Here is a 19,057-nt window from a genome sequence, read left to right on the forward strand (position 1 = left end):
ATGCTCTATTTCTTCCAGCAGGTGCTGAACGGGCTGCATTCGGGTGCGCTCTATGCGCTGCTTGCCTTCGGCTACGTGCTGACCAACGGCATCCTGCACCGCACCAACCTTGCCTATGGCGCGCTGTTCGCCTTCTGCGGCCAGGCAATGATCCTGACCGTCGCCTTCGGCTACCAGGTGCTGTGGCTGACGCTGCTGGCTTCGGTGCTGCTCGGCGTCGTGGCGGCCTTGCTCTATGCCGCGCTCATCAGCCATGTCCTGTCGCGCAGCGTCTTCGAGCCGCTGGCCGACCGCACGCCCAATGCCATCGTGGTGACGACGCTCGGCATCCTGCTGGTGCTGTCGGAAGCGAGCCGCATCGCGGCCGACACGCATGATCTGTGGCTGCCGCCAATGCTGGCCCAGCCCATCGTTTTCGCCGAGGGCGCCGGCTTCAAGGCGACGTTGACGCTGATCCAGGTGCTCGACTGCGCGGCTGTCCTGGCAGCGGTTCTGCTCGCCACCTGGGTGTTTGCCCGCTCGAGCTTCGGCCGGTCCTGGCGCGCGGTCTCCGACGACCCCGGGGCCGCTGCCCTGTGCGGCGTCGACGTGCGCACCGTGTTCCGGCGCGCCGTGTTGTACGGCGGCTTATGCGCGGCGCTGGCCGGCGTCATGGCCAGCCTCTACTATGGCAATGTCAGCTTCGGTTCCGGCCTCGTCTACGGATTGAAGATCCTGTTCGTGACGGCGGTCGGCGGATATCTCTCGCCGCCACGGGCAGCGCTGGGCGCGGCGGCTTTCGGCATGGCCGAATCGCTATGGGCCGGCTATTTCCCGATCGAATGGCGCGATGCGTGGATGTATCTGTTCCTGGTGGCCATGCTGGTGCTGATCGGCGCCGGCCGCGACACCAGCAAAGTCGTCTGAACCGATCAGACTTTGGTTGCATGACGCGGGGGCAGGCCGCCAGTCTTTGGCCCTCGCTTTAATCGATGCTGTTTTGTTGCCTCCATCCTTGTTGACCCGTCCGGCCACGCGCGGCATACCGTTGGGCCACGCGGCGTGACGGAACAAGGGGAGCCGGCACGCCTCCGATAAAAGGGAGGAATGCATGGCAGGGCTTCTCGCTCTCTCCAGGGCGATCGACCGCCTCAACGAATTCATCGGCAAGTCGGTGTCGTGGCTGATCCTGCTGGCGATCCTCGTGAGCGCGGTCAACGCCGTCATCCGCAAGGTCTTCGACATTTCGTCGAATGCGTGGCTGGAGCTGCAATGGTATCTGTTCGGCGCCGCCTTCATGCTGGCTGCCGCCTATACGCTGAAGCAGAACGAGCATATCCGCATCGACATCGTCTACGGCCTGTTCTCACGCCGCGTGCAGCACTGGATCGACCTTCTCGGCCATCTCCTGTTCCTGATGCCGTTCGTGACGCTGATGGTGTTCTATTTCGTGCCCTACGTGCGGCTGTCGTTTCACAGCGGCGAAATGTCCAACAATTCCGGAGGCCTGATCGTTTGGCCGGCCAAGGCCATCCTGCTGGTCGGCTTTTTCCTGCTGGCGCTGCAGGGCATTTCCGAGATCATCAAGAAGATCGCCATCATACGCGGCGACATGGACGATCCCACCCCCTTCATTTCCGTGCACGAACAGGCTGAGCTCGAAGCCAAGGCGCTCGCCGACGAGGTGCGCTCGTGATGGAGTTCATTGCCCAGAACATGGCGCCGATCATGTTCGCCTCGCTGATCCTGTTCATGCTGATTGGCTATCCTGTCGCCTTTTCGCTGGCCGCCAACGGATTGATGTTCTTCTTTATCGGCGTGCTCCTGACGCCCTATTCGGGCGGTGCGATCAACCTCGCCTGGCCGCTGCTCTATGCGCTTCCGGACAATTTCTACGGCAGTCGGGTGATGTCGAACGACACGCTGCTGGCGATCCCGTTCTTCACCTTCATGGGCATCGTGCTCGAGCGATCGGGCATGGCCGAGGACCTGCTCGACACGATCGGCCAGCTGTTCGGACCGATCCGCGGCGGTCTAGCCTACGCGGTGATCTTCGTCGGCGCGCTGCTGGCGGCGACCACCGGTGTGGTGGCGGCATCGGTCATTGCCATGGGACTGATCTCGCTGCCGATCATGCTGCGCTATGGCTATGACCGCCGGCTGGCGTCCGGCGTCATCGCCGCCTCCGGTACGCTCGCGCAGATCATCCCGCCGTCGCTGGTGCTGATCGTGCTTGCCGACCAGCTCGGCCGCTCGGTCGGCGACATGTATGCCGGCGCGCTGATCCCCGGCCTGGTGCTGACGGGGCTCTACGCGTTTTACATTCTCATCGTGTCGATCTTCCGGCCGAAGATGATGCCGGCGCTGCCGCTCGAAGCACGCACGCTTGGTCATGGCGTGATGTCGCTGCTGGTGGCGCTGGTGGCAACGGTGGCCATATCCTATGCCGCGTACCGCTATCTGGCGCCGGCGCATGGCGACAATGCCGATATTCTGGGCGCCACGGCCGGCGTGATCGTGATCTATATCGTCGCCATTACCGACCGGCGGCTGAACATCCACATGATGTCCAGGCTGGCGCAGCAGGTGGTCATCGTGCTGATCCCGCCGCTGGCGCTGATCTTCCTGGTGCTGGGCACCATCTTCCTCGGCATCGCCACGCCGACGGAAGGCGGCGCCATGGGCGCGGTCGGCGCGTTGGCGATGGCCGCGGCAAAGGGCCGGCTGTCGCTGGATGTGATCAAGCAGGCGCTCGCTTCGACGACGCGGCTGTCGTCCTTCGTACTGTTCATCCTGATCGGCGCGCGCGTGTTCTCACTGACCTTCTACGGCGTCAACGGCCAGATATGGGTCGAGCACCTTTTGACTTCGCTGCCGGGCGGCGAAGTCGGCTTCCTGATCGGCGTCAACATCCTCGTCTTCTTCCTGGCCTTCTTCCTCGATTTCTTCGAGCTGGCCTTCATCATCGTGCCGCTGCTGGCGCCGGCGGCCGACAAGCTCGGCATCGACCTGATCTGGTTCGGCGTGCTGCTCGGCGTCAACATGCAAACCAGCTTCATGCACCCGCCCTTCGGCTTCGCGCTGTTCTACCTGCGCTCGGTCGCCGCGCGGGTACCCTATCTCGACCGCCTCACCGGCAAGCAGGTCGCGCCGGTGACGACAGGCCAGATCTATTGGGGCGCGGTGCCGTTCGTCCTGATCCAGGTGATCATGATCGGGCTGACCATCTCCTTCCCGCAAATGGTGATGCGCTACAAGGGCACGGCGACCGATGCGGGCACGATCGACTACAAGGTACCGGAAATGCCCTCTCTATCGCCGCTCAGCGCCCCGCAGGGCGGCAGCGCGCCTGCCAATGGCGGCAATGGACCGGCTGCGCCCGGCACGCCGGACCTGTCGCAGCCGCCGAGTTTCGGCGATGCGCCGCCGGCCAAGCCGGCGACGCCGACGCCGGACCTTTCGCAGCCGCCGAGCTTCAACTGATGGGAACGACGCCATGAGAGCGGTGCGGCTGGAAGCGGTGGGCAGCATTTCGCTGCGCGAGGTCGATAGACCCGTTCCCGGACCGAACGATCTTCTGGTGCGGGTCGAAGCCTGTGGCGTCTGCGGCACCGACCGGCATCTTTTCCACGGCGAGTTTCCCTGCAGGCCGCCGGTGACGCCCGGCCACGAATTCTCGGGCATCATCGAGGCTGTTGGAGCCGAAGTCTCCGGCTTTGCCGTCGGCGACCGCGTCACCGGCGACCCCAATATCGCCTGCGGGCGGTGCCCGCATTGCCATGCCGGCCGGGTCAATCTCTGCCGCAATCTCAACGCCATCGGCATCCACCGCGACGGCGGCTTTGCCGACTATGTCGTGCTGCCGCAGAAGCAAGCTTTCATCCTGCCGGCGGCGCTGAAGCCTACGCATGGCGCGTTCTGCGAGCCGCTCGGCTGCTGCCTGCATGGCGTGGACCTGGCCGAGATCAAGCCCGGCAGTTCGGTGGTCGTGCTCGGCGGCGGCGTGATCGGCCTGCTCACCGTGCAACTGGCGCGGCTGGCCGGCGCCACGACCATCATCCTGTCGACCAGGCAGGCTTCACGGCGCACACTCGCCGAGGAATTAGGCGCGACAGCGACGGTCGACCCGACCGCCGGCGACGTCATCGATGCCATCGCCGGGCCGGCGGGCCTGATGCCGGGCGGCGTTGACGTGGTGTTCGAATGCGCCGGGGTGCGCGAGACCGTCGAGCAGTCCATGCGGTTGGCAAGGGCCGGCGGCACGGTCGTCATCGTCGGCGTGACGCCGCAAGGCATGAAAGTGGAATTCGAACCCTTCGACCTGTTGTTTCGCGAACTCAAGGTGCTGGGCTCTTTCCTCAATCCCTACACGCATCGCCGCGCCGCCGAGCTGATCGCGTCGGGCGCGATCGAGATCGACCGGCTGATCTCCAGGCAAGTAACGCTCGAAGAAGCGCCAGCGGTGATCGCCAACCCGCCGGCGCCCGGCGAGGTCAAGGTGCTGGTGGTGCCGGGTTTGGGCTGAAGGGCGAGCTTTCGGGAGTTGGCGCCGCCCTTAATCGCCCTGCCGGGCGGATAAGGGGCGGCGCAGACTTCGACAGTCCTACAGTTTGCCGTTGCGCTGCTGGACCATCATGAAGGTGTCGTAATTGTACTCGGCCACCTGCGCCCAGAGATAGTGCTCCTTGCGGAAGCCCTTGATCGAATCCCAGATCTTCTTGAACGGCGCGTTGGAGGCTTCCATTTCGGCGTAGACTTCGTTGGCCTTCTCGAAGCAGGCGGCCATGATGTCCTGGCTGAACGGACGCAGCTTGGCGCCCCCGGCCACCAGCCGCTTCACCGCCGGAGGGTTCAAATAGTCGTATTTCTGCAGCATGTTCGCATCGGCGGCCTGGGCGCATGTGCGCAACAGCGATTTGTAAGTCGGCGAAAGCTCTTCGTATTTCGCCTTGTTGAACATCAGGTGGACCGTCGGGCCGCCCTCCCACCAGCCGGGATAGTAGTAGTAGGGCGCGACCTTGTAGAAGCCGAGCTTCTCGTCGTCATAGGGGCCGACCCATTCGGCGGCGTCGATGGTGCCTTTTTCCAGCGCCGGATAGATGTCGCCGCCGGCGATCTGCTGCGGCACGACGCCGAGCTTCTGCACCACTTTGCCGGCGAAGCCGCCGATGCGCATCTTGAGGCCGGAGAGGTCGGCGACCGTGTTGATCTCCTTGCGGAACCAGCCGCCCATCTGCACGCCGGTGTTGCCGCCGGGCAGGCCGAACAACCCTTGCGTGGCGAGAAACTCGTTGAACAGGTCGATGCCGCCGCCATGATAGTGCCAGGCGTTCATGCCGCGCGCGTTGAGCGAGAAGGGAACGGCCGCACCCAGCGCCCATGTCGGATCCTTGCCCCAGTAATAATATGCCACCGTGTGGCAGGCTTCGACCGTGCCGGCCGTGGCGGCGTCAGCGGCCTGCAGGCCGGGCACGAGTTCACCGGCGGCAAAGACCTGGATCTGGAAATTGCCGTCGGTGGCTTCCGACAGCATCTTGGAGAACACCTCGGCGCCGCCATAGATGGTGTCGAGCGACTTCGGGAAGGACGACGCAAGCCGCCATGTCACCTTGGGATTCGACTGGGCTATTGCCGGTGCCGCAAGCGTGGCGGCCGCGGCGGCGGCGCCGACGCCGGTCACGCCGGCCTTGCGGATGAATGAACGACGATCCATGAAGTTCCTCCCTATTGGATCAACAGACCGACGTTCGGGAATCCTCGGCTCCCGCATCGGTTGGCCGAAACAATACACAGGCGAGAAGCCTAGTCCAGCACGGCGGCCGGATTTGGTGACCAAGCCGTGCAGCCCTGCAACTATAGTCTAACAGGGGATTTCGTGGCACATGCGACACGCTGAAACTTGGCATGGAAAAATGCCCGGAGATCGCCTATTTTGAAGGCAGGACATTCCTTGCCCAGATGGAAAACAGAGCCAAAATGCAGCAGCCGCTCGTCGCTATATCGACCGACGTCCGTCGGTTCGACAACTACACCTGGCATGCCGCCCCACAGCAGTACCTGGAAGCCGCGATCACCGGCGCCGGCGTGTTCCCGCTGCTGGTGCCGTCATTCGGCGACAGGCTCGACTTCGACGAACTCCTGTCGTCGGTCGACGGCGTCATGGTCACCGGCTCGAAGTCCAACGTGCATCCCTCACTCTACGGCGGCGATGCCAGCGAGGCCAACGGCCCTTATGATCCGGCGCGTGACGCCACCACGCTGCCGCTGATCCGCAAGGCGATCGAGCGTGGCGTGCCACTGCTTGCCATCTGCCGCGGCATCCAGGAGTTGAACGTCGCGCTCGGCGGCACGCTGGGCACCGAGATCCAGGAACGCGAGGGTTCGCTCGACCACCGCGCGCCGGTGAGCGACAAGCAGGACGAACGCTTCGCCATCCACCAGACCATTTCGATCAAGCCAGGCAGCTGCCTAGCCGGCGTGTTCGGTGCCGGCGACATGAAGGTCAATTCGTTGCACCGCCAGGCGATCGACCGGCTGGGATCGAAGCTCGAGGTCGAGGCTGTCGCCACCGACGGCACGGTCGAAGCGGTTTCGGTCAGGGGGGCCCGCGCCTTTGCCGTCGGGGTCCAGTGGCATCCGGAATACTGGGTCAAATCGGACAGCAACTCGGTCAAGATTTTCCGCGCCTTCGGCGACGCGGTACGCCTGCATGCGGCTGCGAAAGCCGGTGCGCGGGCCGCTGCGGAATAATCAATCTTCCGACTTCAAACCACCGGTGGCCGCCAGCGACAGCAAGGGCGTGGCTGGGGCATAGGATTCGTAACCGTTGCCGTCGGCAATGCTGAAAGTGACGATCGGATCGATGCCGTTGGCGCTGAAGGCGACCGAGCCGTCGGTTTGTTCACGCCAGAATTTTGCTTGCTCGATACCTGGCAGGAGCCGGCGGCAGGCCGGCGCGACAGAAAGCAGCGACAAGCCATCGGAAATTTCGGCGCCGCGGCTGACCGCGCAAGCCGCCTCGTCGCCATTGGCGACAAGCCTGTAGGTGTTGGACGGGGCGGGCTCGTTGGCCGCGCTTTCCCAAGTGCCGCCATGATACAGCTGGATACCGCCAAAAAGCGCAGCGGCGGCGATCAATGCGGAGAGCGTCTTCATCCTTGTCTTCATCCCTGTACACGGACAGGATAAACAATGATTTCCAAGGGTTAAGCCGACGTTAATGAATGTGGCGAACTGCCACTCAGCCGCGAGCCCTCACATTCGCAGTCTCCGGCACCGGCGTCAGCGGGCGGCGCTCGCCGAACCAGGACACAAGATTGTCGACGCACAAATCCGCCATGGCGCGGCGCGTGTGCTGCGAGGCCGAACCGACATGCGGCAACAAGGAGGCGTTGGGTGCGTCGAGCAATGCCTTGGGTACATTCGGCTCGGCGGCGAAGACATCGAGCCCGGCGGCGGCGATGGTGCCGTTGGCCAGGGCTGCCGCAAGGGCGGCCTCATCAACTGTGCTGCCGCGGCCGATATTGACGAAGACGCCGTTGGCGCCGAGCGCCACCAGGATCTCGGCATTGACCGCCTTCTGTGTCGAAGCGCCGCCGGGCGCCACCGAAATCAGCGTGTCGACCGCTTCGGCCAGACCCTTCAGCGTCGGGTGATACTGGTAGGCAAGACCTTCGACGCGGTGCCGGTTGTGGTAGGCGACCGGCAGGCCGAACGCTTCCAGCCGCCGGGCGATGGCTCGTCCGATGCGGCCCATGCCGAAAATGCCGACGCGGCGTGCCCGCAAGGTCAGCCGGCTCAGCGGATACTCGCCCTTCTTCGCCCAGCTGCCATCGCGCAGCCAGGTTTCGGCGCGCGGCAGGTCGCGGATGGTGTTGATGAGCAGCCCGATCGCGGTGTCGGCAACCTCCTCGGTCAAGACGTCGGGCGTGTTGGTGACCATGATGTTCTTTGCCGCCGCATGGCCGACATCGACCGAATCGTAGCCGACGCCGAAGGAGGCGATCAGTTCGAGATTGGGCAGCGCATCCATCATGGCCGCGTTGATGCCGGCAAACGAAGCAATGCCCCGCACCGTGCTGCGCATCTCATCGGTGACCAACGCCGCATCGGCGCGCTCGATGCCGATGCGCCTGAACGTTCGCTCGATGCGCTCCACCGCGTGGTCGCTGAAACCCGCCGGCACCAGAATGGCGACGGCTTGCAACTCTTCGGCCTTCGTCATGCACGCTCCACCGGTTTGCCGGTCGACTGGCGCACATGCAGTTCCGGCTTGATCAATTCCTGCGAGGGCCGTACCGTCTGCCCGTTGAGCTTGTCGAGCAGCGCGCTGGCGGCGCGGCGGCCAACCTCGCGCTGGCCGTTCCAGACGGTGGTCAGCGCCGGCGTGGCGATCGCCGCCTCTTCGAGATCGTCATAGCCGGTGACGGAGATGTCGACGCCGGGCACCAGGCCGGCGCGCGCGATACCATTCATCAATCCGATGGCGACAAGGTCGTTCCAGCAGCAGGCCGCGGTCGGCCTGTCCTTCAGTGCCAGGAACTGCCCGGCGGCCTCGAAGCCGGCCTGCTTGGTGCGCGGGCCGGCAATGCGCCAGGACGGCCTGACTTCCAGTCCCGCCGCTTCCATGGCGTTGACATAGCCCTGATAGCGGTCGCGTCCGGTCGAGGTCTGGTCGGTGCCGCCGATCATGGCGATGCGCTTGTGGCCGAGCGAGATCAGGTGATTGGTGGCGAGCCCCGTTCCATAGGCATCGTCGCCGCGAAACACCGGCACGTCGGCGCCCTCGACAGTGCGCGCGATCAGCACCGCCGGCAGGCCGTTCTCCTCGGCCATCAGGATGTCGGAAGCCGGGGTGCCGATTGCCGGCGACATGATGACGCCATCGGCGCCGAGCTGCAGCAGCGTGTCGATGAAGGTGCGCTGTTTCTCGAGCTGGTCGTAGTGGTTGGACAGGATGAAGGTTTGCCGGCTGCGGTCGAGCTCGCTTTCGATCGAGCGCAGGATCTCGGCGAAGAAGGGGTTCATGATGTCGTGCACGACGACGCCGACAATGCCCGAGCGCGAGGTGCGCAGGCTGGCGGCGCGACGGTTGTAGATATAGCCGATGGCGCGGGCATGTTCCTTGATGCGGTCGCGTGTCGAGCCGGCGACCAGGGGACTGTCGCGCAGCGCCAGCGAAACCGTGGCCGTGGACACGCCGAGCGCATCCGCGATCGTCGAAAGCTTGATTTTTTGTGCCAGCGCCTTGCGCTCCCCGAACGACCTGAATTCTGACCTAAACTGTTTAAAGGCGGCGTTATGCCACCGATCGGGGGCAAATCAAAGTTTTTTTGCCAGCGCTTCCGCCTCGACATCGGAAGCCGCGCGGCTCTGCAGCCGAAGCCGATGCTCGCGGTGGACGATGTAGAGGCCGCTGGCGACGATGATGGCCGCGCCGAGCAGCGTCCAGCGGTCGGGGAACTGCTTGAAGACGATCCAGCCGGAAATGATCATCCACACCATCTGCGAATAGGGATAGGGAGCGAGCGCCGTTGTCGTCGCCAGCCGGTAGGCCTGGACCAGCAGCCAGTGCCCGACGCCGCCGAACACGCCAAGCATGAGCAGGATGAACCAGTGCCAGCCATCATGCGGCAGCGAGAACGAGAACGGCAGCAGGGGCAACAGCAGCACCGCCGGCGCGAGCGCCGAAAACAGTATGAGGCTTTCCGAGGTTTCGGTCGCCGACATGCGGCGGGTCATGATGACGTAGAAGCAGTTCGACAGCATCGAGCCGAGTGCGAAGAGATGCCCGATGCCAAAAACGCCGACACCCGGCCTGGTGATGATCAGAACCCCGGCGAAGGCAGCCACGATAGCCAGCCAACGCCGCCAGCCGGCCCATTCGCCGAGCAGCGGGCCGGCAAGTGCGGTGATCACCATCGGTCCAAAGAAATAGATCGATGTCGTCTCGGCCAATTGCAGGGACCGCAGCGCCAGGACGTTGAAGATGGTGGAGCCGAACAGGAACAGCCCGCGCAGCACATGCGCCGGCAGGTTGACTGGGCGAAACCGCACCGGCTGGCGCCAGCCGCGCAGGAGAGCGCCGACCAGCACGACATGCACTGCAAAGCGCACCCAGGCGACGATCAGCACCGAGACCCCGGCCAGGACGAGATATTTGCTTGAGGTGTCGAGGAAGGTGAAGAAGACATAGGTGGAAAGCATGCACAGGATCGCCACCGGCGGCGTCGCGCTTTCTGGGTGTCTTTGGGGAGCATTCACTTGCAGGCCGGGGAAAAGCTGGGCTGAAGCCCTCCTTTGCGGGAATTGTGGCTTGCCGGCAAGCCAATTGTCGCCCGCTGCCGCGCCTGGGCGTGCTGGCCTAACAACAGGTGCCGCCAGGCTTAGTCCATGCCTATGTCGCTAGGCGTGCATGCGGGCGCCCTTGGTGATCTTGTCGACCACCTTCTTGTCGGCGCGCAGCGCGATGCCGACCACCTTGGCGTCTTCGGGCGCAAACTCGGCGAAGACGGCGCGATTGGCGGCGTCGAAGCCGGTCGAAAACATCTCCTCGACATAGAGCGAGGTCGTCACGCCACGCTCGAGCGTGCGCCGGTGGATCGCGGCGAGCGTCGCCTGATCGGCCGACAGCACGATGACCGGCTGGATCGACAGCGGATTGTATAGATTGCCTGACCGGTCACGGTAGGGTTCGCCGATGATGCCAGGAAACTGGGCGACGATGCCGCTGGTCAGGAAGGCCGTGACGTTGAGTTTCTGCCAGACCGGCAGGTCCTCCCTGAGCACGATTGCAAATTTCGTATCGAACATGAGACATTACCCATTCGAACTGTCCCCATTCGAGGCTGAAGGAGACGATGTCGCACGATCTAGGCAGCCAGGCCTTCGAGGGTCTTGGACGTTTGTGCGCCGATGCGGCTGAGAACTGCATCATCTCGGCTCCCGACCCTGCGGGCATGGAGCGGATCGAGGCGCGATTCCATGGCAGCGCCTTCGACCTGCACCGCCATGACACCTATGCGATCGGGGTGACGCTGCAGGGCGTGCAGACCTTTCGCTATCGCGGCGAGACCCGGGTAAGCCTGCCCGGCCAGATCATCGTGCTGCATCCCGACGAGTTGCATGACGGCGGCGCCGGCACCGAGGACGGGTTGCGCTACAGGATGCTCTATCTCGAACCGTCGCTGATGCTCGACTGCCTTGGCGGCGCATCGTTGCCCTTCGTCAGGGACGCCGTGGTGACTGACGATGCCTTTTGCGCAACGCTGCTTTCGGCACTGGGGCCGCTGGAGCAGGAACTCGACGAGCTGTTCGTCGACGACTTCCTGGCGCAGCTGATGCAGAGGCTCTCGCGGCATGCCGGCCAGCCGGGCAAGCCGATAGCCAGGACGGCGTGGCAAGCGGCCGCGGCGGCGCGTGACTATCTCACGGAAAACCTGAACCGTCCGGTGGGGTCGGGCGAATTGGAGGCGATCACCGGGCTCGACCGCTATGCATTGTCACGGCATTTCCGCGCCGCCTTCTCAACCAGCCCACATCGTTTCCTGGTGATGCGCCGGCTTCAGCACGCGCGGCGGATGATCATCGCCGGCGAACCATTGGCGCAGATTGCCGTCGAGGCCGGCTTCAGCGACCAGAGCCATTTCAACAGGCAATTCAAGAAGGCGTTCGGCATGACACCTGGACGCTGGTCTTCGCTGATCCGTGGACCGGCCGCGATGGCGGCGGCCTGATCGTCGTACCGGACTATCAGTCGTCCGACTCGGCGTCGTCGTCCATCAACACCAGCTCCTCGTTGGAGAGGTTGGCCTCGATGCGGGCAAGCAGCTTGAACAGCGCCTTCTGGTCCTTCTTGTCGAGGCCTTTCAGCGCCTGCTTCTCGGTCTTCTTCACCGACTTTTCGATGGCGCGGATGGTTTCGCGGCCGGTGTCGGTCAAGAAGATGTGCGCCTGGCGGGCATCGGCCTCGGAGGCGCGCTTTTCCAGGAAACCCTGCGCCTGCAGCCTGTTGATGGTCTTGGTGATGGTGGGCGGGCGCACGCCGAGGCGACCGGCAAGATTGCCCGGCGTCTGGCCGTCCTCGCGGTCGAGCGCCAGCATGATCTGGTCCTGGCCGGCATAGAAGCCGTGCGCCAGAAGCCGAGCCGCCAGTGCGGTCCTTGCCAGCCTTGCCGCGGAATGCAGCCGGCTCATCGTTGCAGTCTTGTCCGCCTTGGCCATGGTCATCCCTCTTCGGCCGTACCGGTGCGTGCAGCATAGACGCAGCCGGCCGGTTGGCAATCGACGATCGAAAAAGATTCCGGCGCTCCAAACAGCTTTGCCGGCAAGCATTGCGGTGTCCGCCGTGGCTAATGCCAGATGTTTATTTCAGTTAGATGACAAACGAGTTTCGGCAACGGTGGATTCACAGCCACCGCGACGCGGGCCCGGTGTGACGGTCCGCAGACCTGGACCGGACGCCCTGTTTGTCGTCACGTCGCGGAGGCAGCGAAGCTTTTCGCAGCCAGGATCATGGGACAATCCGGCCGGCCGCCTTGGCCCATTGGTTTGCCCCGTGCAAAAGCCCGGCACACATCCTATATGGAGCCGACAATCCCTTTCGCGGCCCCAGATTTTGGCCCAGTCAGTTCGAGGCAAGCCATGAGCGACGCACAGACGCAGATCCCCGTAACCGTTCTCACCGGCTATCTCGGTGCCGGCAAGACGACGCTGCTCAACCGCATCCTGTCGGAGAGCCACGGCAAGCGTTACGCCGTCATCGTCAATGAATTCGGCGAAATCGGCATCGACAACGACCTGATCGTGGAATCCGACGAGGAAATCTACGAGATGAACAATGGCTGCGTCTGCTGCACGGTGCGCGGCGACCTGATCCGCGTCGTCGAAGGCCTGATGCGCCGCCCCGGCCGCTTCGACGCCATCGTGGTCGAGACCACCGGTCTCGCCGATCCGGTGCCTGTGGCGCAGACCTTCTTCATGGACGACGACGTGCGCTCCAAGACCAAGCTCGATGCGGTGGTAGCGCTGGTCGATGCCAAGCATCTGCCGCTCCGGCTCAAGGATTCCAGGGAAGCCGAGGACCAGATCGCCTTCGCCGACGTCGTCGTGCTCAACAAGACCGACCTCGTCACCCCCGAAGAGCTTGCCAAGGTCGAGGCGACGATCCGCGCCATCAATCCGGCGGCAAGGATCCATCGCACCACCCGCGCCGGCGTCGCCCTGTCGGAGGTGCTCGACCGTGGCGCCTTCGACCTCTCCAAGGCGCTGGAAAACGATCCGCATTTCCTCGAGGCGCATGACGACCACGATCACCATCATCACGACCATGATGGTCACGATCACCATGACCATGATCGGCATGACCATCACCATCACGCGCATCCTTCCGACATCCATGACGTGACGGTGCAGTCGGTGTCGCTGCGCGGCGGCGAGATGGACCCGAAGAAATTCTTCCCGTGGATCGAGAAGATCACCCAGATGGAAGGCCCAAACATCCTGCGGCTGAAGGGCATCATCGCGCTCAAGAGCGACGACGAGCGCTACGTCATTCAGGGTGTGCACATGATCATCGAGGGCGACCACCAGCGCGCCTGGAAAGACGGCGAGAAACACGAGAGCCGGCTGGTGTTCATCGGCCGCGAACTCGACGCCGAGCGGCTGAAGAAGAGCTTTGACGCCTGCCAGGCATAAAGGATTGACCTTGATTTCGCGTACACATATTATGTGTACGTGAAATCAAGGAGGCACCCATGCCGCGGACCGCCGACAATAAGACCGAGCGTTATCAAATCCGCATTGCGCCGGCGCAAAAGGCGATGATCGCGCGGGCGGCTGCCCTGTCGCATCAGGACGTGGCTGACTTCATCCTCAACAAGGTGGTGCCCGAAGCTCAGGCCGTGATCGAAGCGGCCGAGGTCACGAAAGTATCCGACCGCGATTTCACGCGCATACTCGACCTTTTGGAGCACCCGCCGAAACCCAACGCCAAGCTGCGGGCAGCGATTGCGGCCTTGCCAGATACGCTGTGACGCTTCCGTCCTGGCACGAAGAGGCGATTGCGAAACGGCACAATCGAACTTCCTTCGATTGCGGCGATGCGCAAATGAATGATTTTATGCGGCGTTTCGCACGGCAAAGTCACGAGCAGAATGCCGCCAAGACCTTCTGTGCGATTGATGACGCGGCGCCGGAACGAATTCTCGGCTTCTACACAATCGCGCCCTCTGCCGTCGTTCATGGAAACGTGCCGGCAGCCATGACGAAGGGCTTGGCACGGCACGAGGTTTCCGGCTTCAAGCTCGCCCGCCTCGCAACCGACCGCACCGCCGCAGGACAAGGACTTGGAGGCCAATTGCTCGCCGCGGCGGCATTGCGCTGCCTGCGGCTTGCCAGCGAGGGTGGGGGCATCCTGCTCATTATCGACGCCAAGAGCGAGCGCGCTGCGAAATGGTACGCCAGCTACGGTGCCGAGCGCCTTCAAGGATCGGATTTGACCCTGGCGATGCCCCTGGCGACATTCGCAACCGATCTACGACTTAAGGGGTTGCTTTGACAAGCCTCGCGCCACTTTGCCTGTCCTCCCGGTTGCCGGAACTGCAAACGTCGAGTAAGCCGCCCGAACACGCCTCTCCAATTTCGTCCGGTTGAACAAAGATAGCCATGCCCACCGTCGCCCCGCTTGATCTCGAAGGCCACTGCCTTGCCGCCGTCTTCCTCGGCGATGTGCCGCATTTCGTGCTGGCCGATGGCGCCGTCCACCGGCTCGACAATGGCCACAAGACGGTTCAGGCCAATGACGGGCTGCTCGCGGCCTTCCACGACGCAGCCAACGACCGGCTGATCACCGGCGGTGAGGACGGCAAGGTGTTTGCCGTGAAGGCGGGCGGCGAGGCACAGGAATTGGCAAGCGCCGGCAAGAAATGGATCACCAGCGTCGCGGCCGGACCGCAGGGCGCCATTGCCTATGCGACGGGGAAAACCGCCTTCGTGCGTTTCGCCGACGGCAAGACCCGGGAATTCGTCCATCCGCGCTCGGTCGAGGGGCTGGCGTTTTCGCCCAAGGGCATGCGCTTCGGCGTTGCCCGCTACAATGGCGCGACGCTGCATTTCCCGGCTGCCGAGGGCAAGCCGGTGGAACTCGAATGGGCTGGCGCCCACACCGGCATCACCTTTTCGCCCGACGGCGCCTTCCTCGTCACCACCATGCAGGAAAACGCCTTGCACGGCTGGAAGCTGGCGGACGGCAAGCACATGCGCATGACCGGCTATCCCGGCAAGGTCAAAAGCCTGTCATGGAGCGTCAAAGGCAAATGGCTGGCGAGTTCCGGCGCGCCGGCGGCGATCGTCTGGCCGTTTTCAGGCAAGGACGGCCCGATGGGCAAGGCGCCTCTGGAACTCGGCACGCGCGGCAACGCCATGGTGACGGCTGTTGCCTGCCACCCGAGCCAGGATGTCGTCGCCGTCGGTTATGATGACGGCATGGTGATGGCGGTGCGCTTCTCGGATGCCAAGGAAGTGCTGTTGCGGCGGCCCGGCAAGGGCGCGATCACCTCGATGATGTGGGACAAGGAAGAACGCCGCATCGCCTTCGGCAGTGCCGCCGGCGACTGCGGCGTCATCGACATCACGGCGTAGCTTCGAAATAGCGGATCATTCGGCGCTGCAGGAAACCTTGCCTGTCAGATCGACCGGCTTGCCGTCGCTGTCCTTGTCGGCCGTGCTGTCATAGACGGCAAGCTTGTAGTCCCCATCATAGACGCCTTCGTCGCTGGCCCTGGTCAGGATCGTCAGCTCGACGGAACTGAAGGTCTTGGCCATCTCCTGCTCGTGGTAGATGTTGAGCCGCAGTTCCTTGTTGTCGAGCCAGTACTGGGTGAGGTTGGAATCCTCGAACGTGGTCTTTCGCGATTGGTCGCCGACAGGCCTTGCCTTGATTTCAAGATCACCGCGAAAGTTGAAGATCGGGCCGCCCATACCGGTGGTGACGCCGGCATCGACCTGGAATTTCACCGCCGTGTCATCGACCGAGCACCAGATGCCGCCGGTGGCGAACGCCGTGCCGACCGACAGCAACAGCGCCGTCACGCAGATGATCGTCCGCATTTTTGCCCCCCGTGTTGCCATTGCCGGCAGCATTGACGCTGAGTTCTCGGGCACGGTCAAGCACCGCCATTGACGGCTGAGCCAATGCAGGACAGACGCGCGGCCAATTGCGGTCGCCGACCCGAATTGGCTAAGAGGAACCTGTCAAAGGGGTTTCCATGCACAGCGACATGTCAAAGACGGCCATCGGTGGCATCAGCCGCGACCGCATCGCCAATCTGCGCGAGACCGAAGGAGAAGTGTTCCGCAAGGCACGGCCGAAATCGCAAGCGAAGGTCGGCAACGGCCTGCCCGGCTTCTTCGGCGGCGTGCCGATGCACTGGATGAATGACTGGCCAACGCCATTTCCGATCCTGGTCGACAGCGCCAGGGGCGCCACGATCACCGATATAGACGGCAACAGGCTCGACGATTTCTGCCTCGGCGACACCGGCTCGATGTTCGGCCATTCGCCGCCAGCGGTGGCGCGCGCCATCCGCCGCCAGGCCGGCCGCGGGCTGACCTATATGCTGCCTTCGGAAGACGCGCTCGCCATCGGGCCGCTGCTGCAGCAGCGTTTCGGCCTGCCGTTCTGGCAGATCGCGACGACGGCGACCGACGCCAACCGCTTTGCGCTGCGTGTCGCCCGCGCCGTCACCGGCAGGGAAAAGATCCTGGTCTTCAACGGCTGCTATCACGGCTCGGTGGACGAGACGATGGTGCGGCTGATCGACGGCAAGCCAATCAACCGGCCGGGACTGGCTGGCGAGTTCCGCGACCTGACCCGTACGGCCAAGGTCATCGAGTTCAACGACATTCCAGCGCTTGAGGCAGCGCTCAAGGACAAGGATGTCGCCTGCGTCATCGCGGAACCGGTGCTGACCAATTCCTGCATGGTTCTGGCCGATCCCGGCTTCCACGATGCGTTGCGGCGTCTCACCCGCGCGACTGGCACGCTGCTTCTGATCGACGAGACGCATACGATCTCGACCGGTCCGGGCGGCTACACAAGGAAATATGGACTCGATCCGGACTTGTTCGTGCTGGGCAAGCCGATCGCCGGCGGTGTGCCGGCGAGCGTGTGGGGCATGAGCGACGAGGTCGCCTCGCGCTATGCCGACTACAACAGGACCAAGGAGCCCGGCTATTCCGGCATGGGCACGACGCTCTCGGCCAATCCGCTGCAATTCGCCACCATGCGCGCGACGCTCGAAGAGGTGATGACCGAGGACAATTACGACCGCATGGACCATCTGGCGCGGCGGCTCGATGCCGGCCTGACCGGCGTGATCGACCGCTACAATCTGCCCTGGCATGTCGCCCGTGTCGGCGCCCGCGTCGAGTTCATCTGCGCGCCCGGCCCGCTGCGCAATGGCGCCGAGGCGGAAGGCGCGCATGCGCCGGAGTTGGAAGCCGCCATCCATGTCGCGCTGGTCAATCGCGGCGTGTTGATCGCGCCCTTCCACAACATGATGCTGATCTCGCCAGCGACCTCAGGCGCCCAGGTCAACCGGCTGATCGCCGCCTTCGGCGCGGTTGCGGCAAAGCTTGCGGCATGAGACAAGCGGCCATGGACAATGCCATCGTGACCTCACCTTCGGGCTCCTCGCCCACCGAGGCGCAAGCCTTTCTCGACGCCCATCCCGAGATCGAAGCCTTCGATATCGTGCTGACAGACGCCAATGGCGTCGGCCGCGGCAAGATCGTGCGCCGGCATGAGCTGAAAAGCATCTTCGAGGGCGGCCGCCACATGCCGATCTCGATTCTCGGCCTCGACATCACCGGCGAGGATGTGCATGAAACCGGACTGATCTGGACGACCGGCGACGGCGATCTCCGGGCATGGCCGATCCCCGGCACGCTTGTGCCGCTCCATGGCACCAACCCGCCGCGCGGCCAGGTGCTGATGGCGATGTACCATCTCGAAGGCCAGCCAATGTCTTCGGACCCGAGGCTGGCACTGGCCCGGCAAGTCGACATACTGGCGGCCAAGGGGCTCTATCCGGCCGGTGCCTTCGAACTCGAATTTTTCCTGCTGGCCAACGAACGCGATGCCGACGGCAAGGTGCAGCCGGCGCGCGCGGTGCTTGACGGCCGTGTCTCGGGCAAGACGGAAGTCTATTCCGTCGACCATCTGCACGGCATGGAGCCGCTGTTCTCCGACATCTATGCGGCCGCCAAGGTGCAGGGAATTCCGGCCGAGACGGTGATTTCCGAATATGCGCCGGGCCAGTACGAATTGACGCTGAACTACCGCAAGGACGTGATGCGGGCGGCCGACGACCTCGTCATGCTGAAGCGGCTGGTGCGGGCACAGGCGCGCCGTCACGGCGTCACCGCCTGTTTCATGGCCAAGCCGATCGAGAAATACGCCGGTTCGGGCATGCATTTCCACGTCTCGCTGCAGGACAAGGTGGGCCGAAACGTATTTTCGGAAGCCGGCGGCGAAAACTGGTCGCTGCCGCTGCTGCGCGGTCTCGGCGGCTTGATCCAGACGATGGCGGAATCGATGCTGGTGTTTGCGCCGCACGCCAATTCCTGGCGGCGTTTCGTCTCGCAATCCTACGCCCCGGTGGCACCGACCTGGGGCGTCAACAACCGTTCCGTGGCGTTGCGCGTGCCGGCGGGCGACGCCAAGAACCGGCGCATCGAGCACCGGCCGTCCGGTGTCGACGCCAACCCCTACCTGATCGCCGCGACAGTGCTCGCCGGTATCATCAAGGGCCTCGACGAGGGGCTCGATCCCGGCCCCGAAACGACGGGCAATGGCTATGAGGCTGCCGTCACCCGCACGACGATGCCGGCCGACTGGCGCGCCGCCATCGAGGCCGCGAGGACATCCAGCTTCCTGAAGGGTGCGCTCGGCGAGGATTTGCACCGCACCTTCGTGGCGATCAAGCAGTCCGAATATTTGCGTGTCGCGCGCACGGTGAGCGAGCTGGATTATCATCTCTACCTGCACGAGGTCTGAGCAGGGAACTATCGCCCGCTT

At 64.0% G+C, this 19,057-nt stretch carries 20 protein-coding genes; 12 read left to right on the forward strand and 8 right to left on the reverse strand.

The genetic code is table 11. From position 1 onward, the window contains the following. From MESOP_RS01595 to MESOP_RS01610, 4 genes are all read left to right on the forward strand, one after another. The gene (locus MESOP_RS01595; RefSeq protein ID WP_013891566.1) at positions 1 to 906 is read left to right on the forward strand and encodes a branched-chain amino acid ABC transporter permease; all 906 of its coding nucleotides are present in this window, start codon (positions 1 to 3) and stop codon (positions 904 to 906) included. Between the two features lie 184 nt (positions 907 to 1,090). Beyond that, positions 1,091 to 1,675 (forward strand): TRAP transporter small permease subunit, encoded by a 585-nt coding sequence (locus tag MESOP_RS01600; protein WP_013891567.1) that lies wholly within the window; start codon positions 1,091 to 1,093, stop codon positions 1,673 to 1,675. Continuing rightward, positions 1,675 to 3,462, forward strand: a complete 1,788-nt coding sequence (locus MESOP_RS01605) for a TRAP transporter large permease (RefSeq protein ID WP_013891568.1) — start codon at positions 1,675 to 1,677, stop codon at positions 3,460 to 3,462. The genes MESOP_RS01600 and MESOP_RS01605 overlap by 1 nt, the downstream gene beginning before the upstream one ends. 13 nt (positions 3,463 to 3,475) lie before the next feature. Further along, positions 3,476 to 4,504 carry a zinc-dependent alcohol dehydrogenase family protein gene (locus MESOP_RS01610; RefSeq protein ID WP_013891569.1) on the forward strand — a complete coding sequence of 343 codons (1,029 nt, stop codon included), beginning with the start codon at positions 3,476 to 3,478 and terminating at the stop codon, positions 4,502 to 4,504. A gap of 78 nt (positions 4,505 to 4,582) precedes the next feature. Here MESOP_RS01610 and MESOP_RS01615 read toward each other — a convergent pair whose 3' ends face one another. Further along, on the reverse strand, positions 4,583 to 5,692 hold the full coding sequence (locus MESOP_RS01615; RefSeq protein WP_013891570.1) for a TRAP transporter substrate-binding protein: 1,110 nt from the start codon (positions 5,690 to 5,692) through the stop codon (positions 4,583 to 4,585). 263 nt (positions 5,693 to 5,955) lie between these two features. On the opposite strand from MESOP_RS01615, the gene MESOP_RS01620 reads away from it, so the two are divergent. Further along, complete coding sequence (locus MESOP_RS01620; protein ID WP_041164474.1) at positions 5,956 to 6,729, forward strand: gamma-glutamyl-gamma-aminobutyrate hydrolase family protein; 774 nt, start codon at positions 5,956 to 5,958, stop codon at positions 6,727 to 6,729. Here MESOP_RS01620 and MESOP_RS01625 read toward each other — a convergent pair whose 3' ends face one another. The 5 genes from MESOP_RS01625 to MESOP_RS01645 form a co-directional block, all read right to left on the reverse strand. Next, positions 6,730 to 7,134 carry a hypothetical protein gene (locus MESOP_RS01625; RefSeq protein WP_013891572.1) on the reverse strand — a complete coding sequence of 135 codons (405 nt, stop codon included), beginning with the start codon at positions 7,132 to 7,134 and terminating at the stop codon, positions 6,730 to 6,732. It lies immediately after the preceding gene. Positions 7,135 to 7,219: 85 nt separating this feature from the next. Next, positions 7,220 to 8,203: a 2-hydroxyacid dehydrogenase gene (locus MESOP_RS01630; protein WP_013891573.1), complete on the reverse strand. Its 984-nt coding sequence runs from the start codon at positions 8,201 to 8,203 to the stop codon at positions 7,220 to 7,222. Beyond that, on the reverse strand, positions 8,200 to 9,222 hold the full coding sequence (locus MESOP_RS01635) for a LacI family DNA-binding transcriptional regulator (RefSeq protein WP_083833194.1): 1,023 nt from the start codon (positions 9,220 to 9,222) through the stop codon (positions 8,200 to 8,202). The genes MESOP_RS01630 and MESOP_RS01635 overlap by 4 nt, the downstream gene beginning before the upstream one ends. A gap of 78 nt (positions 9,223 to 9,300) precedes the next feature. After that, positions 9,301 to 10,185, reverse strand: coding sequence for a DMT family transporter (locus MESOP_RS01640; protein ID WP_041163965.1), 885 nt, complete (start codon positions 10,183 to 10,185; stop codon positions 9,301 to 9,303). Between the two features lie 198 nt (positions 10,186 to 10,383). Beyond that, positions 10,384 to 10,791, reverse strand: coding sequence for a DUF2000 family protein (locus MESOP_RS01645; protein ID WP_013891576.1), 408 nt, complete (start codon positions 10,789 to 10,791; stop codon positions 10,384 to 10,386). Positions 10,792 to 10,838: 47 nt separating this feature from the next. Between MESOP_RS01645 and MESOP_RS01650 the strand changes: the two genes are divergently transcribed. Beyond that, on the forward strand, positions 10,839 to 11,714 hold the full coding sequence (locus MESOP_RS01650; protein WP_013891577.1) for an AraC family transcriptional regulator: 876 nt from the start codon (positions 10,839 to 10,841) through the stop codon (positions 11,712 to 11,714). A gap of 16 nt (positions 11,715 to 11,730) precedes the next feature. On the opposite strand, the gene MESOP_RS01655 is transcribed toward MESOP_RS01650, so the two are convergent. Then, positions 11,731 to 12,201, reverse strand: coding sequence for a MarR family winged helix-turn-helix transcriptional regulator (locus MESOP_RS01655; protein ID WP_013891578.1), 471 nt, complete (start codon positions 12,199 to 12,201; stop codon positions 11,731 to 11,733). Positions 12,202 to 12,621: 420 nt separating this feature from the next. Between MESOP_RS01655 and MESOP_RS01660 the strand changes: the two genes are divergently transcribed. The 4 genes from MESOP_RS01660 to MESOP_RS01675 all read left to right on the forward strand — a co-directional run bounded on the left by MESOP_RS01660 (position 12,622) and on the right by MESOP_RS01675 (position 15,618). Further along, the gene (locus MESOP_RS01660; RefSeq protein WP_013891579.1) at positions 12,622 to 13,674 is read left to right on the forward strand and encodes a CobW family GTP-binding protein; all 1,053 of its coding nucleotides are present in this window, start codon (positions 12,622 to 12,624) and stop codon (positions 13,672 to 13,674) included. A gap of 59 nt (positions 13,675 to 13,733) precedes the next feature. Continuing rightward, the gene (locus tag MESOP_RS01665; RefSeq protein WP_013891580.1) at positions 13,734 to 14,012 is read left to right on the forward strand and encodes a type II toxin-antitoxin system TacA family antitoxin; all 279 of its coding nucleotides are present in this window, start codon (positions 13,734 to 13,736) and stop codon (positions 14,010 to 14,012) included. Beyond that, positions 14,009 to 14,536 (forward strand): acetyltransferase, encoded by a 528-nt coding sequence (locus tag MESOP_RS01670; RefSeq protein WP_013891581.1) that lies wholly within the window; start codon positions 14,009 to 14,011, stop codon positions 14,534 to 14,536. The genes MESOP_RS01665 and MESOP_RS01670 overlap by 4 nt, the downstream gene beginning before the upstream one ends. Positions 14,537 to 14,643: 107 nt before the next feature. Continuing rightward, positions 14,644 to 15,618: a WD40 repeat domain-containing protein gene (locus MESOP_RS01675; RefSeq protein WP_013891582.1), complete on the forward strand. Its 975-nt coding sequence runs from the start codon at positions 14,644 to 14,646 to the stop codon at positions 15,616 to 15,618. Positions 15,619 to 15,633: 15 nt separating this feature from the next. On the opposite strand, the gene MESOP_RS01680 is transcribed toward MESOP_RS01675, so the two are convergent. After that, positions 15,634 to 16,086 carry a hypothetical protein gene (locus MESOP_RS01680; protein ID WP_013891583.1) on the reverse strand — a complete coding sequence of 151 codons (453 nt, stop codon included), beginning with the start codon at positions 16,084 to 16,086 and terminating at the stop codon, positions 15,634 to 15,636. Between the two features lie 158 nt (positions 16,087 to 16,244). Between MESOP_RS01680 and MESOP_RS01685 the strand changes: the two genes are divergently transcribed. After that, a complete protein-coding gene (locus MESOP_RS01685) occupies positions 16,245 to 17,624 on the forward strand; it encodes an aspartate aminotransferase family protein (RefSeq protein ID WP_013891584.1) in 1,380 nt (459 codons plus the stop codon). Positions 17,625 to 17,635: 11 nt separating this feature from the next. Then, positions 17,636 to 19,036, forward strand: coding sequence for a glutamine synthetase family protein (locus tag MESOP_RS01690; protein WP_013891585.1), 1,401 nt, complete (start codon positions 17,636 to 17,638; stop codon positions 19,034 to 19,036). Positions 19,037 to 19,057: the final 21 nt, after the last annotated feature.

Source organism: Mesorhizobium opportunistum WSM2075 (assembly GCF_000176035.2).
GTDB classification, from domain to species: Bacteria; Pseudomonadota; Alphaproteobacteria; order Rhizobiales; family Rhizobiaceae; genus Mesorhizobium; species Mesorhizobium opportunistum.

What these genes read in the sequence shown, in the direction of transcription:
- MESOP_RS01595 (WP_013891566.1), top strand. Translation starts at nt 1, where the DNA reads ATGCTCTATTTCTTCCAGCAGGTGCTGAACGGGCTGCATTCGGGTGCG.
- MESOP_RS01600 (WP_013891567.1), top strand. Translation starts at nt 1,091, where the DNA reads ATGGCAGGGCTTCTCGCTCTCTCCAGGGCGATCGACCGCCTCAACGAA.
- MESOP_RS01605 (WP_013891568.1), top strand. Translation starts at nt 1,675, where the DNA reads ATGGAGTTCATTGCCCAGAACATGGCGCCGATCATGTTCGCCTCGCTG.
- MESOP_RS01610 (WP_013891569.1), top strand. Translation starts at nt 3,476, where the DNA reads ATGAGAGCGGTGCGGCTGGAAGCGGTGGGCAGCATTTCGCTGCGCGAG.
- MESOP_RS01615 (WP_013891570.1), bottom strand. Translation starts at nt 5,692, where the DNA reads ATGGATCGTCGTTCATTCATCCGCAAGGCCGGCGTGACCGGCGTCGGC.
- MESOP_RS01620 (WP_041164474.1), top strand. Translation starts at nt 5,956, where the DNA reads ATGCAGCAGCCGCTCGTCGCTATATCGACCGACGTCCGTCGGTTCGAC.
- MESOP_RS01625 (WP_013891572.1), bottom strand. Translation starts at nt 7,134, where the DNA reads ATGAAGACGCTCTCCGCATTGATCGCCGCCGCTGCGCTTTTTGGCGGT.
- MESOP_RS01630 (WP_013891573.1), bottom strand. Translation starts at nt 8,203, where the DNA reads ATGACGAAGGCCGAAGAGTTGCAAGCCGTCGCCATTCTGGTGCCGGCG.
- MESOP_RS01640 (WP_041163965.1), bottom strand. Translation starts at nt 10,185, where the DNA reads ATGCTTTCCACCTATGTCTTCTTCACCTTCCTCGACACCTCAAGCAAA.
- MESOP_RS01645 (WP_013891576.1), bottom strand. Translation starts at nt 10,791, where the DNA reads ATGTTCGATACGAAATTTGCAATCGTGCTCAGGGAGGACCTGCCGGTC.
- MESOP_RS01650 (WP_013891577.1), top strand. Translation starts at nt 10,839, where the DNA reads ATGTCGCACGATCTAGGCAGCCAGGCCTTCGAGGGTCTTGGACGTTTG.
- MESOP_RS01655 (WP_013891578.1), bottom strand. Translation starts at nt 12,201, where the DNA reads ATGGCCAAGGCGGACAAGACTGCAACGATGAGCCGGCTGCATTCCGCG.
- MESOP_RS01660 (WP_013891579.1), top strand. Translation starts at nt 12,622, where the DNA reads ATGAGCGACGCACAGACGCAGATCCCCGTAACCGTTCTCACCGGCTAT.
- MESOP_RS01665 (WP_013891580.1), top strand. Translation starts at nt 13,734, where the DNA reads ATGCCGCGGACCGCCGACAATAAGACCGAGCGTTATCAAATCCGCATT.
- MESOP_RS01675 (WP_013891582.1), top strand. Translation starts at nt 14,644, where the DNA reads ATGCCCACCGTCGCCCCGCTTGATCTCGAAGGCCACTGCCTTGCCGCC.
- MESOP_RS01680 (WP_013891583.1), bottom strand. Translation starts at nt 16,086, where the DNA reads ATGCGGACGATCATCTGCGTGACGGCGCTGTTGCTGTCGGTCGGCACG.
- MESOP_RS01685 (WP_013891584.1), top strand. Translation starts at nt 16,245, where the DNA reads ATGCACAGCGACATGTCAAAGACGGCCATCGGTGGCATCAGCCGCGAC.
- MESOP_RS01690 (WP_013891585.1), top strand. Translation starts at nt 17,636, where the DNA reads ATGGACAATGCCATCGTGACCTCACCTTCGGGCTCCTCGCCCACCGAG.